16 protein-coding genes, 4 tRNA genes and 2 pseudogenes are annotated in these 15,089 nt (G+C 49.7%); 3 read left to right on the forward strand and 19 right to left on the reverse strand.

Annotated elements, in window-relative coordinates; translation table 11 throughout:
• Window positions 1–123: 123 nt before the first annotated feature.
• Window positions 124–477: pseudogene (locus FAH67_RS11325) on the forward strand (MFS transporter); the annotation flags it as partial.
• Window positions 478–929: 452 nt separating this feature from the next.
• Here the strand turns inward: FAH67_RS11325 and FAH67_RS11335 are convergent.
• The 15 genes and pseudogenes from FAH67_RS11335 to FAH67_RS11400 form a co-directional block, all read right to left on the reverse strand.
• Window positions 930–1,006, reverse strand: a tRNA-Asp gene (locus tag FAH67_RS11335).
• Window positions 1,007–1,038: 32 nt separating this feature from the next.
• Window positions 1,039–1,114 (reverse strand) — tRNA-Val (locus FAH67_RS11340).
• A gap of 39 nt (window positions 1,115–1,153) precedes the next feature.
• Window positions 1,154–1,230: transfer RNA gene (locus tag FAH67_RS11345), tRNA-Asp, on the reverse strand.
• Between the two features lie 33 nt (window positions 1,231–1,263).
• A tRNA-Val gene (locus FAH67_RS11350) sits at window positions 1,264–1,339 on the reverse strand.
• 69 nt (window positions 1,340–1,408) lie between these two features.
• Complete coding sequence (locus tag FAH67_RS11355; RefSeq protein ID WP_115287672.1) at window positions 1,409–3,391, reverse strand: monovalent cation:proton antiporter family protein; 1,983 nt, start codon at window positions 3,389–3,391, stop codon at window positions 1,409–1,411.
• 268 nt (window positions 3,392–3,659) lie between these two features.
• Window positions 3,660–4,406 carry a 3-oxoacyl-ACP reductase FabG gene (gene fabG, locus FAH67_RS11360; protein WP_003682193.1) on the reverse strand — a complete coding sequence of 249 codons (747 nt, stop codon included), beginning with the start codon at window positions 4,404–4,406 and terminating at the stop codon, window positions 3,660–3,662.
• Window positions 4,407–4,589: 183 nt separating this feature from the next.
• Window positions 4,590–5,551, reverse strand: a pseudogene (locus tag FAH67_RS11365) (glycosyltransferase family 8 protein).
• 72 nt (window positions 5,552–5,623) lie between these two features.
• A complete protein-coding gene (locus tag FAH67_RS11635) occupies window positions 5,624–5,770 on the reverse strand; it encodes a hypothetical protein (protein ID WP_003682188.1) in 147 nt (48 codons plus the stop codon).
• A 73-nt stretch (window positions 5,771–5,843) separates the two neighbouring features.
• Entirely contained in the window at window positions 5,844–6,770 is a 927-nt protein-coding gene (fabD, locus tag FAH67_RS11370) for an ACP S-malonyltransferase (protein ID WP_003682187.1), read from the reverse strand.
• A 9-nt stretch (window positions 6,771–6,779) separates the two neighbouring features.
• A complete protein-coding gene (locus FAH67_RS11375; RefSeq protein ID WP_003682186.1) occupies window positions 6,780–7,127 on the reverse strand; it encodes a DUF1294 domain-containing protein in 348 nt (115 codons plus the stop codon).
• Between the two features lie 51 nt (window positions 7,128–7,178).
• A complete protein-coding gene (locus FAH67_RS11380) occupies window positions 7,179–8,141 on the reverse strand; it encodes a beta-ketoacyl-ACP synthase III (protein WP_003682185.1) in 963 nt (320 codons plus the stop codon).
• 152 nt (window positions 8,142–8,293) lie between these two features.
• On the reverse strand, window positions 8,294–9,361 hold the full coding sequence (plsX, locus tag FAH67_RS11385) for a phosphate acyltransferase PlsX (RefSeq protein ID WP_003682184.1): 1,068 nt from the start codon (window positions 9,359–9,361) through the stop codon (window positions 8,294–8,296).
• Window positions 9,362–9,483: 122 nt separating this feature from the next.
• The gene (locus FAH67_RS11390; protein ID WP_003682183.1) at window positions 9,484–10,008 is read right to left on the reverse strand and encodes a phosphoribosyltransferase; all 525 of its coding nucleotides are present in this window, start codon (window positions 10,006–10,008) and stop codon (window positions 9,484–9,486) included.
• Between the two features lie 92 nt (window positions 10,009–10,100).
• A complete protein-coding gene (gene rpmF, locus FAH67_RS11395; RefSeq protein ID WP_002240035.1) occupies window positions 10,101–10,280 on the reverse strand; it encodes a 50S ribosomal protein L32 in 180 nt (59 codons plus the stop codon).
• Between the two features lie 33 nt (window positions 10,281–10,313).
• Complete coding sequence (locus tag FAH67_RS11400; protein ID WP_003682182.1) at window positions 10,314–10,817, reverse strand: YceD family protein; 504 nt, start codon at window positions 10,815–10,817, stop codon at window positions 10,314–10,316.
• Between the two features lie 55 nt (window positions 10,818–10,872).
• Here FAH67_RS11400 and FAH67_RS11405 point away from each other — a divergent pair, with 55 nt between their 5' ends.
• Window positions 10,873–11,463, forward strand: coding sequence for a Maf family protein (locus tag FAH67_RS11405; protein ID WP_039864353.1), 591 nt, complete (start codon window positions 10,873–10,875; stop codon window positions 11,461–11,463).
• Between the two features lie 54 nt (window positions 11,464–11,517).
• On the forward strand, window positions 11,518–12,228 hold the full coding sequence (locus FAH67_RS11410) for an SAM-dependent methyltransferase (protein WP_003682180.1): 711 nt from the start codon (window positions 11,518–11,520) through the stop codon (window positions 12,226–12,228).
• Between the two features lie 80 nt (window positions 12,229–12,308).
• Here FAH67_RS11410 and yidC read toward each other — a convergent pair whose 3' ends face one another.
• The 4 genes from yidC to rpmH all read right to left on the reverse strand — a co-directional run bounded on the left by yidC (window position 12,309) and on the right by rpmH (window position 14,770).
• Window positions 12,309–13,955, reverse strand: a complete 1,647-nt coding sequence (gene yidC / locus FAH67_RS11415; RefSeq protein ID WP_003682179.1) for a membrane protein insertase YidC — start codon at window positions 13,953–13,955, stop codon at window positions 12,309–12,311.
• 118 nt (window positions 13,956–14,073) lie between these two features.
• Entirely contained in the window at window positions 14,074–14,295 is a 222-nt protein-coding gene (gene yidD, locus FAH67_RS11420; protein ID WP_003682178.1) for a membrane protein insertion efficiency factor YidD, read from the reverse strand.
• Window positions 14,292–14,633 carry a ribonuclease P protein component gene (gene rnpA, locus FAH67_RS11425; RefSeq protein ID WP_003682177.1) on the reverse strand — a complete coding sequence of 114 codons (342 nt, stop codon included), beginning with the start codon at window positions 14,631–14,633 and terminating at the stop codon, window positions 14,292–14,294. Before rnpA ends, yidD begins: the two co-directional genes overlap by 4 nt.
• Window positions 14,634–14,635: 2 nt before the next feature.
• Entirely contained in the window at window positions 14,636–14,770 is a 135-nt protein-coding gene (gene rpmH / locus FAH67_RS11430) for a 50S ribosomal protein L34 (RefSeq protein ID WP_002214728.1), read from the reverse strand.
• Between the last annotated feature and the right edge of the window lie 319 nt (window positions 14,771–15,089).

Below are 15,089 nucleotides of genomic sequence, written 5' to 3' on the forward strand. Positions count from 1 at the left end.
TTAATAATAAAAATGAAAACAATTCTAAATTTTAGTGTTATCTGGGGAAGCGGTCAAGGTTTCAGACGGCCTGTCAAAATGGTTTATGCTAAAATAACGGTTTCGCTGATATTTCAAATTATTATGCACGCTTCTGATTCGTAAGAGGACGCAACGGCACACGAATACTATGCCGACAATCCCGACTTTCCAGCTAAAACCATTGTCGCCACCTTATTCATCGGCGCATTTTTCGGCTATCTCAACGACACGCTGCTGAATGTCGCGCTTACGCCGATTATGAAAGATTTCGGTGTCGATAAGACCACGGTTCAATGGCTGACAACGGGTTTTCTGCTGGTCATGGGGGCATTTACGCCGATTACGGCAGGCGTGATTCAATGGTTTGAAACGCGCAAAATGGTGCTGTTTACGCAGGCAACATTTTTAGCAGGATCGCTGATTTGCGCGTTTGCACCGACGTTTGGTGTATTGGTTGGGCGAAAAGCCGTTGTTGGTTGTCGTCATTATCAACAGCCAAAAATCAACCGATTATTTACGCGACTTGGATAAACTGGTGTCTAAAATTGTTCAGCCCGGTGGCGAACATTGGATTGATGCTAAGGCTTCCTGCATGATTAGGTATCAGGCTTGATAAGCTAAAAAAGGCCGTCTGAAAATGTATTGACGTTTTCAGACGGCCTTTATGTAAGAAGGGGGAGGTAAGTATTTATGCCTATTTTGAAAGATGATTTAGAGATTTGATGAATAAGCGTTTGGTGTGAATCCGCTTGAGATAGATGGTTTTCAGGATTCAAACCATATTTCTTTCAGACTTATTGTGTTGCCCTATTTTATATTATCTAAAAAGCTCAATTTTTTATGAAAAGGCATAGGGTACAGACGAAAAAAATACCGATAAAAACCGGTATTTTTTATTTTTAACTTGATGGCGCGGCGGACGGGGCTCGAACCCGCGACCCCCGGCGTGACAGGCCGGTACTCTAACCAACTGAGCTACCACCGCGCATCCATTGTCAGAGACAATGAAAAGGAAAGTGGTGGGTGATGACGGAGTCGAACCGCCGACATTCTGCTTGTAAGGCAGACGCTCTACCAACTGAGCTAATCACCCGAAAAAGGGAGATACTGAGGAATCAGCATTTCTAAATAATGGCGCGGCGGACGGGGCTCGAACCCGCGACCCCCGGCGTGACAGGCCGGTACTCTAACCAACTGAGCTACCACCGCGCATCCACTGTCAAAGACAATGAAAAAGAAACTTGGTGGGTGATGACGGAGTCGAACCGCCGACATTCTGCTTGTAAGGCAGACGCTCTACCAACTGAGCTAATCACCCATGCGCAAAATTGCGAAGACGCTATTAAACCAAAAAATCCTGATGCGCGCAAGATTTATTTGCCGATAATTAGATATCTCCCTGCAAGCACCAGTTTTCAAAGGAAATAATTTCTTCCTGCTTGCCTGCGACAACCAAAATGTCGTCGGTTTCCAGAACGAAATCAGGGTCAAGGTCTTGGATTTTTCCGGTGTTGCGGCGGATAAACAATAGTTTCAGATAATGCGCTGCCAATGGCAATTCGCGGATGGTTTTACCGATGGCGTGTGCCTCGCCTTGTAATGGGAAGGCATGGCGGCAGATGGCCTTGCTGTCTTCGTCGGAGAAGCTGTCATCATCACTGCCGACAAACAAGTCTTGCAAAGATGCATAGCGGCTGTGACGGATGTGGGTTATGGTTTGATAAACATGGTTGTAGGAGAGGCCGTGGCCCAACATGGCATAGCTTGCCAGCACCAGGCTGGTTTCTTTGGTATCGGAGACGGTTTCTTCCGCACCCATTTCGGTAAAGGTTTTAACGTAATCGTCATTGGTGGCGCGAACATAAACCGGCATGCTCGGATGCATGGACATGATGTTGCCGAGAACATGTTGGGTCTCGTGCATATTGTTCAGCGTGATGACCACCATTTTGGCGCGTCCCAAGCCGGCGGCTTCCAAGACTTCGCGGCGTTTGGCATCGCCAAAGGAAACCGGTTCGCCTGCGTTGCGTGCCACTTGTACGCGGGCAATGTCCAAGTCAAGGGCAAAGTAGGGGATGCCTTCTTGCGCCAATACACGGGCAACCGATTGACCACCGCGTCCGAAACCGATAATCAGGACGTGTTCGGATTTGCTCATGGTTTCCACCAACATGGAGTGCAAGTCTAAGGCTTTCATGTCCCAGTCGGATTTAACGAAGCGGCTGACTATGGCATTGCTGCTGCCCAAAATGAATGGCGCAGCAATCATGGAGAGCAAGACGGTTGCAGTGGCCGCTTGTTCCAATTCGGGCGAAACCATATTGATTTTGCTGGAAATGGCCAGCATCACGAAGCCGAACTCGCCGCCTTGTGCCAAATAAAGCGCACTTTTGAGGCTGTCGCCCACAGGGTTTTTCATGCGCAAAGCGATGATGAAGACAACCAGTGCTTTCAAGACCAACAGGATTGCCAACAAAATCAGGATTTGCTGCCAGTTGCCGATCAGCGCCTGAATATCGAGCTTCATACCGACGGTAATGAAGAAGAAGCCCAGCAGGATGTCGCGGAATGGACGGATGTCGTCTTCCACCTGGATACGGTATTCGGTTTCGGAAAGCAGCATACCGGCGACGAATGCGCCCAATGCCATAGACAGCCCTTCAAGCTCTGTCAGATAGGCCACGCCCAAAGTAACCAGCAAAACGTTGATCATGAAGAGTTCGGACGATTTGCGTTTGGCAACCAGTCTGAACCAGCGCGACATCACACGGCTGCCGATAACGAACAAAATGCCCAAGGTCAGCAACATTTTCAAACCTGCCAAGCCCAGCTCTACCCACAAGTTGCCTTCGCTGCCGCCGGCAAGTGCCGGAATCAGAATCATCAGCGGTACAACGGCAATATCTTGCATCAGCAAAACACCCATGGCCATTTGACCATGCGGCTGACCCAGCTCGGTTTTCTCCGACAGAATGCGGCTGACGATGGCGGTGGACGACATGGTCAGTGCGCCCGCAGTGGCAAACGCCCAGTTAAACGGCGTGCCCATTGCCATCAAAATGCCCATAATCGAGAGCATGGTAATGATGACTTGCAAACCGCCCAAACCGAATACGAGGCGGCGCATGGCTTTGAGTTTGGGTAGGGAGAATTCGAGACCGATGCTGAACATCAAGAATACAATGCCGATTTCGCCCAAATAGTCGGTGGCATGGCTTTGCGGAATCAGTTTGAACATACCCGGACCGGCAATAAAACCGACCAAAAGATAACCGAGCATGGAAGGAATGTTGAATTTGCGACAGCAGATAACCGTAATGACGGAAACCAACAGGACAATGACAATGGGACCGAGGGAGAATTCGTGCATAGAGTGGGCGGCCTTTCGTTAAAAGTAGCTATTGTTATATAGGCCGTCTGAAACACGTCGAAAACCGACAGCAAAATCAAATAAAAACGCACAGAATGAACTTCATTTCTGCGATTTGATTTCCCGTATTATGCTTATTTGGATTTACTGTTTCGAGCGTTATCTAACGGATTATTAAGATTATATCAAGATAAAATGTGAAGTAGTGTTTTGATTGACAAAAAGGGCCGTCTGAAATATTCAGACGGCCTTTAAATAAACAAACGGTTTAAGGCATCAACATACCGCCGTTGACATGAAGTGTCTGACCGGTAATGTATTTTGCCTGATCAGAAGCCAAGAACAAGACTGCATCGGCAATATCTTGCGCTTCACCGAATTTGCCCAAAGAAGTTTGTGCTTCAAAGGTTTTGCGGGTTTCTTCCGGCAGGGCGCGGGTCATGTCGGTGTCGATAAAGCCGGGGGCAACGCAGTTGACGGTAATGCCGCGGCTGCCGACTTCACGTGCCATAGATTTAGAGAAACCGATTAAGCCTGCTTTTGCCGCCGCATAGTTGGTTTGGCCGGCATTGCCCATCACGCCGACAACAGAAGTGATGTTAATGATGCGACCGGCGCGCTGCTTCATCATGCCGCGCAATACCGCTTTGGAGGCGCGGAAGACGGATTTGAGGTTGACCTGCATGATGTCGTCCCACTCTTCTTCTTTCATGCGCATCAGGAGGTTGTCGCGGGTGATGCCGGCGTTATTGACCAGAATATCCAGTTTGCCGAATTCTTTCTCGATGTCGGCAATCAGGTTTTCGATGGTTTCAGGTTCGGCAGAATTCAATGCACGGCCTTCGCCGCCCCATTGTGCCAAGCGTTCTCCGATTGCAGCCGCACCGCTCTCACTGGTGGCTGTGCCGATAACTTTTGCACCGGCCGCAGCCAAAGTATCGGCAATCGCCGCACCAATACCGCGAGAAGCGCCGGTTACCAAAGCGATTTTACCGCTCAAATCTTGTGTACTCATGTTTTATTCCTTAATTGCGATTGGAAAAATGGTTTCAGACGGCCTTATACCACGAATAGGTTTTTTAATCTAACTTTTGTCTGCAGGCCGTCTGTAAATGTTTTGCGTGCTAAGGCTGCCCTGTTTTAATAAATTGGTTTAAGGTTGCTTTTGACGGCCTAGAAATTTTGTTAACAAATATGTTCAATAATATAGCCAGGCTTGTTTTTTATTGCCTTGTTTAAATAGGCGTTTTGCAGCTTGTTTGTATCTCTTATGCGGATTCGGGAAGGGTAAGTCGATATTGGGCTTTTGATGGAGATAACCATTATACCAAGGAGACTTTCTATAAAAAGAATCATAAACAGGATGGAAGCCAAGATGATGCCACGGCTTGGTGCCGCCGATAAAATGAACAAGCCGGATATTTTTGGGGTTGGTGTTCAGCTCGCTTCCTTGATGGTGCCAATGTATCCGGTTGTAAGATTCCGGCAACCACCCTACTTTGCCTTTGCAGCTTAGATTGAGCAGATCTTGATCCGGACATGCCAAGATAAATTTGCTGAGTTCGACCTGCCGTATTTTTTCGTTTAGGACAGTGTAAGCGGATGATTCGTTCCAAAATTTGTTGTTAAACAGCAGTACGCCTGAATTGAAGTAGGGGTCTGTACTTCTAAAACCGAATACATTCAATTTGTTGATGTAGGCACGGTAAAGTGTTGTTTCTGGAACGGCTGCGAGAATGACGGTAAACAGTTCTGATATATCGCCTAAGCAGAGAACGTCTGTGTCCAAATAGAGTACAGTATCGCTTATATCGCCAAGTATGGCAGGTATGCACATCCGGCAGTACATGCGATGGTGAAATAGCTGGTTGTCTGCAGGGTAGAAAAATAATCTGTATTCAGGTGATAAACCGTTATGGCGTAATTTGAATTGATATTTTCTAGTTGGTTGAAAATATCGAAGTCATAGTTTTCCGAACCGCTGACCAAGAGATGAAAATGAATGGGAAAGCGGTTGTTTGCCAAAACAGAGAGCATGGATGTGCCGATGTGGCGGATATAGTTTTGATCGGCCGCATAGACAATATGTTGCACGGTTGCTGCTGGCTGATGTGTCCTGATAGGAATCACAGAAGTCAGCAGTTTTTCATTGTCAAACATTTAAATTCTCCACAACTTTTCTAGCGATTTCTAGGGTGGGAAGCCCTAAAGCCTCTTTTTTTTCCTTAATTTTTATTTCAGGTTCAAGTTCGGATAATAGGAATCTCGGTCGTCATAGCACAAATTAATGACATCAAAACCAAGAAAACGCAGATTTTTTTCGATACATTGATCCAGTCCGTACATGTAGGGAACGGCAAGAATAATGGTTTTTTTCATAATGTATTCGGATTGGAGTGGGCTGATTTTTCAGACGGCCTTGCCTGACAGGATAAGGCCGTCTGAAAACGTTTTAGTGGGCTTCGATAAATGCAGCCACTTGGTCGGCATTGGTCAATGCGCTGCACGCGGCTTCTTTGTTGATGCGTTTGGCGAGGCCAGCGAGGACTTTGCCGGGGCCGCATTCGGCGGATTTGGTGATGCCTTCGGAAACAAGCGCGTTGACGGTTTCTGTCCAGCGCACCGGGCTGTACAGTTGGCGTACCAAGGCATCTTTGATTTTGTCGGCATCATCGTAAGAAGCGACATCGGCGTTATGGATGACGCGGATTTGCGGTTGTTTGATGGTGATGTCTTTCAATGCTTCGGCAAGTTTTTCCGCTGCAGACTGCATGAGGCTGCAATGTGAGGGAACGGAAACAGGCAGTAGCAGGGCGCGTTTGGCTCCGGCTTCTTTGGCGGCGGCCATGGCGCGTTCGACTGCGGCGGTATTGCCGGCAATCACGACTTGGCCTGGGGAGTTGAAGTTGACGGCTTCAACGACTTCGCCTTGTGCAGCTTCGGCACAGATGGCTTTTACTTGTTCATCTTCCAAACCCAAAATAGCGGCCATTGCGCCTACGCCTTGCGGTACGGCAGATTGCATGAGTTCGGCGCGCAGGCGGACCAGTTTGACCGCGTCTGCGAAATCCAATGCGTCGGCAGCGACGAGGGCGGTGTATTCGCCGAGGCTGTGGCCTGCAACGACGGAAGGGATTTTACCGCCGGCTTCCAAGTAGGCGCGGTAGGTGGCAATGCCGGCAGCCAGCATGATGGGCTGGGTGTTGACGGTTTGTCCGATTAATTCGGCATCTTCGCCGTTAATCATTGCCCACAGGTCTTGATCCAATATGGCGGAAGCTTCGTCAAATGTGGCTTTAACGATAGCTTGCTCGGCAAAGCCGTTCATCATGCCTAGGCTTTGTGAGCCTTGTCCGGGGAAGAAGAATGCGAAAGACATGGTAATTCCTTATTGGTTTGAATGTTTGAGGGTGTCTGCCAGCAGAAGGAGGGTGGCGACAGTATTGGTTGCGGCGGTCAGCCGGAAGGTGCGGACAAATTCGGGTTTACTGTTTTTGTGCCTGAATGCGAGGCTGCCGCAATAACCGCCCGGCCAGCCGCCAAGTAGGTTGATCAGGTGTAATTTTGCTTCGGGTATGCGTCTGCCGTGGTTGCGTGCGCGCTGTTTGTCTAGGTAGTAAAGCAGGAAAACGTATGCACTCAGTGCAAGATAGGCGATTACCAGTTTGGGCAATATCGCAGCCGTTATGCTTAAAAACAGGCTGCTGATGCAGAGTGCAAACGTTAGCGACTTCATGGGCTTGAGCAGAATAGGCCGTCTGAAAGGGATGTTCAGACGGCCTAAACATTAATATTTCACTAAAACCGCACCCCAGGCAAAACCACCACCGATGCCTTCGAGCAAGAGGTTTTGTCCGCGTTTGATTTGGCCGTTTTTAATGCCGACATCCAGTGCCAGTGGAATCGAGGCGGCGGACGTGTTGCCGTGGTCTTGGACGGTCAAGATCACTTTGTCCATGCTCAAGCCCAAGTGTTTGGCGGTAGAGTCGATAATGCGCTTATTGGCTTGGTGCGGCACAATCCAATCGATTTGATCAGCGGTGTAACCGGCTTCTTCGATAACGTCATCTGCGATTTTGGACAGCATTTTGACGGCAAACTTGAATACGCCGGGGCCGTCCATGCTGATATAGGGCGAACCGCAAACCTGGCCGTTGGCGATTTGTCCTGGGACGTTCAAAAGGTTGAGGTAGTTGCCATCGGCTTTGAGTTTGCCGTGGATGATGCCCGGTTCGTCAGATGCGCTTAAGACAACCGCGCCCGCACCGTCACCAAAGAGGACGCAGGTGGTGCGGTCGTTCCAATCGACGATGCGGCTGAAGGTTTCCGCACCGATAACCAAAGCGTTTTTCGCCATGCCACTTTTGATGTAGGCATTGGCAGTGGTCAGGGCATACATAAAACCGGCGCATACAGCTTGTACGTCAAAGGCAGGGCAGCCGTTGGCAATGCCCAATTTTTGCTGCACGATGGTTGCCGTAGAAGGGAACTGCATATCGGGAGTGGCTGTGGCGACGATAATCAGATCGATATCGTCAGCCTGCAAATTGGCATCTGCTAAGGCGCGGCGCGCTGACTCGGCGGCCAAGTCGCTGGTTTTTTCGTTGTCGTCTGCAATATGGCGAAATTTGATACCTGTACGCGTGGTAATCCACTCGTCGGAAGTATCCACTTTTTTTGCAAGGTCGTCATTGCTGACGCGGTTGGCAGGAAGGTAGCTGCCTGTACCGAAAATTTTGGCATATTGCATGAGAACGGCCTTTTTAGAGAGTTGATTCGGATAGTCGGGTATTGTAAGCGAAAATGGGAAAATTCCCAATATTAAGAATGAAGTCGGTGATTAAAGATAAAAACAGGCCGTCTGAACATTTTGAAGTTTCAGACGGCCTGTGTATATCAGCCTTAAGCTTCAGTTGCTGGAGCAGCGGTGTCTTCCAGTTCTGCTGCTTTGGCGGCTTCCAAAGCAGCCAACTGGGTGGCTACGCCTTGTTCGATTTGAGCGAGGCCGGCGGATTTGGCTTCGTGGTAGGCTTCTTCTAAAGCATAACGGAAGCCGACTTCGTCAGTTCCGCCGTGGCTCTTAATCACAATGCCGCGTAAGCCAAGCAGGATGGCACCGTTAAATTTACGCGGATCCAATTTGCCTTTCAAACCTTTGAGCGCAGGCAGGGCGGCAATGGTGGCAAGTTTGTTGAACAGGGTGCTTTGGAATTCACGGCGGATGGCACCACTCATGAATTTAACCGCGCCTTCGATGGTTTTGAGCATAACGTTGCCGACAAACCCGTCAGCGACAACGACATCGGCTTCGCCATACAAAACGCTGTTGCTTTCGATATTGCCGATGAAGTTGAGTTTACTGCTGCTCAACAGTTTAAAGGTTTGTTTGACGGCATCCGTACCCTTGATGTCTTCTGTGCCGACGTTCAAAAGGGCGACGCGAGGGCTGCCTTTTCCGGGGTGTAGCGCGTGTACCAGCTCGCTGCCGATGATGGCAAATTGAGCCAGTTGTTCGGGTGTACAGTCAACGTTGGCACCTAAATCCAAAGCTAAAGTAACGTGTTTGCTGTCGGAAGGCAGGAATTTGGCGATGGCAGGACGCTCAATGCCGGGAATGGTTTTGAGGACGAATCGGGCGGTCGCCATCAGTGCGCCGGTATTGCCTGCCGATACGGCGGCTTGCGCATTGCCTTCTTTAACTTGGTTGATGGCGATGCGCATGGATGATTCTTTTTTGTTTTTCAGCGCGGATTGCGGCGCTTCATCCATTTCGACGACTTGCGCCGCATGGCAGACGGTAATGCGGTCCATAGGCGCGCCTGCCGAGCTTAATGCTTGGCGGACTGCTGCTTCATCTCCAACCATAATCAGATGTACGTCGGATTGCTGTTTCAGGAAATCCACTGCACCGGGGACGGTAACCGCAAGGCCTGCATCTCCGCCCATGGCATCTACGGCCAGTGTAATCATGTTGTTCTCCGGTTTGTGTGTTTCAGACGGCCTCAAACAATCAGACAAGCACACTCATCTGATTTTCAGAAGATTGAATTGAAAATCAGATGAAAAGGCTTGTTGCGACGGTTGTGCCAGATTTATTGGTTTTGCGCGGCCAATTTGTTGTGTTCGTCGATGTCCAGCGCGTCCCAAGGATAGTTGATCCACCAGTCTTCAACGGTGATGCCGCTGAAATAAGGGATACCTTCAGGAATTTTGCCGACTTTGGCTTTGATTTTTTCATGCAATACTGCTACGCCGACGGTGCCGAAATCTTCCTTCAACAATTCGTTCAGGCAAAATTCCATGGTAACGCGGCTGTCGTCCACTTCGTCAACGACCAGTACATTTTTGCCTTTCAGGACATCTGGAACGGGATCAAGCCATTGGACTTTTTTCACTTCCTCGGTAACTTGACCTTCGTTATCGTTGTCGTAGTAGGCCGTGGTGACGGCGTAAATCGGAATTTCCAAGAAGCAGCGCAACATGCGGGCAGGGATAAAACCACCGCCGCCAATGGCAATCATGGCATCGTATTTAGTGCCGGAGTTTTGGATTTTTTCCGCCAATCCTTTGATTACGCGGTGGATGTCGTCGTAGGTGTACCAGATTTTACGTTTCATGGTGTGCTTCCGAAGAGGAAAATACAGGGTGCAATGCAAAAAAGCCAGTCATTGCATGGCAATATTCTGGCTTTTTCAGTCAGACGAACGGATTATTCGCCTTTAGCTTTTACCACTTTACGGCCACGGTACATACCGTTTGGAGAAATGTGGTGTGGACGATGCACTTCGCCGGTTGCGCTGTCAACAGACAGAGAAGGCGCAGTCAGAGCGTCGTGTGAACGGTGCATACCGCGTTTAGAAGGGGATTTTTTGTTTTGTTGAACGGCCATTTCAAGCTCCTAGATAAATAAACTGTGTCCTAATTAACTGCTTTTCAAACCTGCTAAAACAGCGAAGGGGTTTGGTTTGTCCCGATTGACTTCGTCCAGTGTTCCATTGTTGCCGCAGTCTTCGTGTCGAGGGGAAAAAGGGAGCGACATCAGGATTTGGTCTTCAACCAGAGTCCGCACGTCAAGCTCTTTTTCGAGCAGCATGCCTTCCAATTCTTCATCGGCAAGCATGGCTTCGTCCAAACTCTCTTCATCGGCAAACAGGACGATACGGCTGGTTTCATCGAGTAGAAACGGCATAGGCGTAATGCAACGCTGGCAAATCAGGGGCATGTTGGCTTTGACGTTTAAATCGAGAAACAGACGTTGCAGCCGGTCGCGACCGCCTTGCAGCGTAAACGACACGCGTGTCTGTTTGTCGGCCGGATAATCGTGCGAACTGACTCGTTCATCCAATTCTTCGAGCAGGAAGCTGCCTTGCAGATTCTGCCCTTCGGCGGCGAAAACTTCTGGGTCAATCAAATTAGGGTATGACATAAACGGAGTATGATATAATTTCGGCAGTCTAACGTCAATGTTTTTAGGTAAAAATATGGAAGTAAAACTGCCTTTGGTTTTAGGGTCGAGTTCGGTTTTCCGCTGCGGACAGCTTCGCCGTTTGGGTATCGATTTTCAGACAGCGTCGCCTGATTTTGACGAAACGCCTATTGCGGGCGAGCATGCTGGCGAGACGGCGCTGCGTTTGGCTGAAGGCAAAGCCCGTTCATTGGCGGCAACTTTTCCTGCTGCGCTGATTATCGGCGCAGACCAAGTCGCATGGTGCGAAGGACGGCAGTTGGGCAAGCCAATGAACGTCGCAAATGCACAACAGATGCTGGCGGACTTAAGCGGAAAACGGATTGAATTTTACAGCGCAATCGTGCTTTTGAATACTGCTATGGGCAAGGTTCAGCATCATGTCGATCATACGGTGGTTGCTATGCGCCAGTTGACGCAGGAACAAATCAGCCGATATTTGGAACGCGAGCCGGATGCGGTTTATTGTGCCGGTGCGGCGAAGAGCGAGGGTTTGGGCGCCGCTTTATTGGAGCGGATTGAAAGTACGGATCCGAATGCTTTGATCGGCCTTCCGATTTTCCGTCTGATTGATTTTTTGAAAAACGAAGGTGTGGAAGTTTTATAGTTTGAGGCCGTCTGAATGTGTTCAGACGGCCTGAGATTTTTTGGAGTTGCAAGAATGAAACCGATTTTGTATTTGATACCCACCCCTTTGGGTGCGCCTGATACGCCATGCCTGTTGCCGCATGAACAACAGGCGGTTGTCGGGCTGACGGATTTTGTCGTGGAAGCGGAAAAAACAGCGCGTGCGCATTTGAAACATTTGGGCGTGAATACGCCTATCCGCGAGCTGAATCTGCAAACGCTGAATGAACATACGGATTTGAAGACTTTGCCGGAATTGCTGAAGCCTTTGCAAGAAGGGCGCAGTATGGGCATTGTCAGCGAGGCGGGTTGCCCGGCCGTTGCTGATCCGGGTGCGAATTTGGTGGCATTGGCGCATAAACACGGTTTTGAAGTACGGCCTTTGGTCGGCCCGTCCAGCTTGTTGCTGGCACTGATGGCTTCGGGTGCGAATGGGCAGAACTTTGCGTTTAAGGGTTATCTGCCGTCTGAAAAAAATGAGCGCATTCAGAGTTTGAAGGCTTTGGAGCAACGTTCGCGGCAGTGCGGCGAGACGCAGATTTTTATTGAAACGCCTTACCGCAATGATGCGCTGCTTGCCGATGCGGTGGAAAACCTGCATCCTGAAACGCGTTTGTGTGTGGCTACGGACTTGACCTTGCCGACACAGGAAATCATCAGCCAGACGGTTGCGCAGTGGCGAAAAAGAAAAGAAATGCCGAACTTGAAAAAACGCCCGACGATTTTTGTGATGTATGCGGGTTGAAGATTTCCGCCCAGATAGGGGGTGAACAATAAAAATGCCGTCTGAACAGGTTTCAGACGGCATTTTTCATGCTGCGGCATTTAGGAAACAACTTCGCCTTGGGTGCGTTGTTTTTCGATGCTGCGGTTGATGTGCCACTGCTGGGTAATGGTTAAGAGGTTGTTGACTACCCAGTACAATACCAGACCGGCAGGGAAGAAGAAGAACATAACGGAGAAAACCAGCGGCATGATTTTCATCATTTTTGCCTGCATCGGGTCGGTCGGCGGCGGATTGAGGAATGTTTGGGCAAACATGGTTGCCGCCATAATCAAAGGCAGGATGTAGAAAGGATCCGGACGGCTCAAGTCGGTAATCCAACCCAACCAAGGCGCTTGGCGCAATTCTACGGAGGCGAACAATGCCCAGTACAAGCCGATGAAGACGGGGATTTGCAACAGCATAGGCAGACAGCCGCCCAGCGGATTGATTTTCTCGTCTTTGTAAAGCTGCATCATGGCTTGTTGTTGCGCCATGCGGTCATCGCCGTATTTCTCTTTGATGGCTTGCAATTTAGGTGCGGCGGCACGCATTTTTGCCATAGAGCGGTAAGAGGCGTTGGTCAATGGGTACAGTACGGCTTTGACGATGATGGTCAAAACGATGATTGCCCAGCCCCAGTTGCCGATGATGTTGTGCAGTTGGTTCAGGAGCCAGAAGAGGGGAGAGGCGAACCAGTGTACTTTGCCATAGTCTTTGGCCAGTTGCAGTTTGTCGGCGATGTTGGCGATAACGGAAGTGGTTTGCGGACCGGCATACAGGTTGATGGCGGTTTCGGCTTTTGCACCGGCCGGGATGGCGGCTAAAGGCACGCTGACGCTTGCGCTGTACAGGTTGTCGTTGCGGCGTTTGATGTCGATGCTGCATTCGCCTGCGGCGCAAACGCTTTGTCCGCCTTTAGGCTGCAAAATCCAAGCGGACATAAAGTGGTGTTCGATCATACCGAGCCAGCCGGTCGGGGTTTTGCGGATGTATTCGGCTTCGGATTTGCCGGATTTGGCATCGTCGTCCAAATCAGAGAAGCTGACTTTTTGGAAGTCGCCTTCAGGGGTGTAAACCACCGGGCCGACGTAAGAGCGGGTGAAGTAGCCTTGACCTTCGGGTTCGCTGTGGTCGCGGACGATGCGGTAGTCTGCGCTCAGGTTGACGGGTTGGCCGTTGCTGTTGGTAATGTCAAAGCGGACGTTAACCAAGTAGCTGCCTTTAGTAAAAGTATAAACTTTGTCGATTTTCAGGCCGTTGGTTTCAGGCGCGCTCAGGCGGACTTCGACTTTGTCGCCGTTGAGGCTGTATTGTTTTTGCGGTGCGCTAAAGCCGATGCCTTTCAGAATGTTGTTGCCTTGAGCGTCCAAAAGCTCGGATTGGGCAACGTAGGTGTATTCCTTGCTATCGTTAAACAGGACAAAAGGTTTGTGTTCGTCGCCGGTTGCTTTGTATTGCAGGAGGGTCAGCTGACGCAGGTCGCCGCTTTTCTCATCGATGACGGCTTTAACTGTGTCTGTAGTAACGGTAATAGGAGAGGCCGGGGCAAGAGCGGCTTCGGCAGCGGCTTTTGCAGGAGCAGCGGCCGTTTGCTGTTGCGCGGCTTGTTGCGCCGGATTAGGTTTGGGGCTGGGGAAAAAATGTTCCCAGCCGGCAAAGATTGCCACTGAAATGGCAAAAAACGCCATTAGTCTTTTAAAATCCATAAGAGATTCCTGGAATTGACGGATAGGTAATCGGGATGAAAACTGCTTCAGACGGCATTATATAGAAACCGACGGGAAATTAAAGGAAATCGTGTTCTTTAAATGGTTGACAGCAGCATTATGGAACAGGGTCATGTCCGTGTCCGCCGAAAGGATGGCATCGTGCGATGCGTTTGATTGCCAGCCATCCGCCTTTGAATGCGCCGTATTTTTTGACGGCTTCGACTGCGTATTGTGAACAGGTCGGGGTATAGCGGCAGCGCGGCGGAATGAGGGGGCTGATGCAGTATTGGTAAAAGCGGATGAGTGCAAGGAGGAGCTTGGAAAGCAGGGTATTCATCGGCGTTTTTTCATCAGCTGGGCAAGTTGGTTTCGGGCTTCTGGGGCAGTTTCCCGATTAAACGCCTGACGCACGCGCACAACAAAATCATGCGGTGGCAGCTGGTGTTGATTCAGCCTGAACCAGTCGCGGATGACGCGCTTCATATAATTGCGCTCATGGGCGCGTTTGGCGGTCTTTTTGCTGACGACCAAGCCAAGGCGCGGATGGCCGAGTGCGTTGTCTGCGGACTGGGAGACTTGCAGCAAATCGCGGCTGCGTCGGTTTTTCAACGCAAAAACGGATGAAAAATCATCCGTTTTTAATAAGCGATACTGCTTCGAGAAGCCGTAATTCAAAATTATACAGCCAGGCGTTTGCGACCTTTGGCGCGACGGGCAGCCAATACTGCGCGACCACCGCGGGTTTTGGAGCGAACCAAGAAGCCGTGGGTGCGTTTGCGTTTGGTAACGGAAGGTTGATAAGTGCGTTTCATGATGTTTCCTAAAAATTGGTAGATAATTAAACCGTGAATTACACTCCAATTTGCCGCTTTTGTCAATCAATATAAAAACTTTTCGTTGGCCAAAGTGTGACAACGGGTTTTATGCATTGATAGAATTTGTGGATAAAATTTTGCGGCGGTTGTGGATAAAAAAGAGCGGAATGGGTATAATCGCCCAACCTTGCTTTTCTCTGTGGGCAAGGCCGTCTGAAAGCAGCGGGAGTATCGTAAAAATTTGATTTTTATCGGATTGTCTGTCTGCTCAGCCTTCTTGTATTTCCCAAATCTTCCATTTTCCGAGCTTAATCTC

The organism is Neisseria flavescens, assembly GCF_005221285.1.
Classification (GTDB): Bacteria; Pseudomonadota; Gammaproteobacteria; order Burkholderiales; family Neisseriaceae; genus Neisseria; species Neisseria flavescens.

What these genes read in the sequence shown, in the direction of transcription:
- FAH67_RS11355 (WP_115287672.1), bottom strand. Translation starts at nt 3,391, where the DNA reads ATGCACGAATTCTCCCTCGGTCCCATTGTCATTGTCCTGTTGGTTTCC.
- fabG (WP_003682193.1), bottom strand. Translation starts at nt 4,406, where the DNA reads ATGAGTACACAAGATTTGAGCGGTAAAATCGCTTTGGTAACCGGCGCT.
- FAH67_RS11635 (WP_003682188.1), bottom strand. Translation starts at nt 5,770, where the DNA reads ATGAAAAAAACCATTATTCTTGCCGTTCCCTACATGTACGGACTGGAT.
- fabD (WP_003682187.1), bottom strand. Translation starts at nt 6,770, where the DNA reads ATGTCTTTCGCATTCTTCTTCCCCGGACAAGGCTCACAAAGCCTAGGC.
- FAH67_RS11375 (WP_003682186.1), bottom strand. Translation starts at nt 7,127, where the DNA reads ATGAAGTCGCTAACGTTTGCACTCTGCATCAGCAGCCTGTTTTTAAGC.
- FAH67_RS11380 (WP_003682185.1), bottom strand. Translation starts at nt 8,141, where the DNA reads ATGCAATATGCCAAAATTTTCGGTACAGGCAGCTACCTTCCTGCCAAC.
- plsX (WP_003682184.1), bottom strand. Translation starts at nt 9,361, where the DNA reads ATGATTACACTGGCCGTAGATGCCATGGGCGGAGATGCAGGCCTTGCG.
- FAH67_RS11390 (WP_003682183.1), bottom strand. Translation starts at nt 10,008, where the DNA reads ATGAAACGTAAAATCTGGTACACCTACGACGACATCCACCGCGTAATC.
- rpmF (WP_002240035.1), bottom strand. Translation starts at nt 10,280, where the DNA reads ATGGCCGTTCAACAAAACAAAAAATCCCCTTCTAAACGCGGTATGCAC.
- FAH67_RS11400 (WP_003682182.1), bottom strand. Translation starts at nt 10,817, where the DNA reads ATGTCATACCCTAATTTGATTGACCCAGAAGTTTTCGCCGCCGAAGGG.
- FAH67_RS11405 (WP_039864353.1), top strand. Translation starts at nt 10,873, where the DNA reads ATGGAAGTAAAACTGCCTTTGGTTTTAGGGTCGAGTTCGGTTTTCCGC.
- FAH67_RS11410 (WP_003682180.1), top strand. Translation starts at nt 11,518, where the DNA reads ATGAAACCGATTTTGTATTTGATACCCACCCCTTTGGGTGCGCCTGAT.
- yidC (WP_003682179.1), bottom strand. Translation starts at nt 13,955, where the DNA reads ATGGATTTTAAAAGACTAATGGCGTTTTTTGCCATTTCAGTGGCAATC.
- yidD (WP_003682178.1), bottom strand. Translation starts at nt 14,295, where the DNA reads ATGAATACCCTGCTTTCCAAGCTCCTCCTTGCACTCATCCGCTTTTAC.
- rpmH (WP_002214728.1), bottom strand. Translation starts at nt 14,770, where the DNA reads ATGAAACGCACTTATCAACCTTCCGTTACCAAACGCAAACGCACCCAC.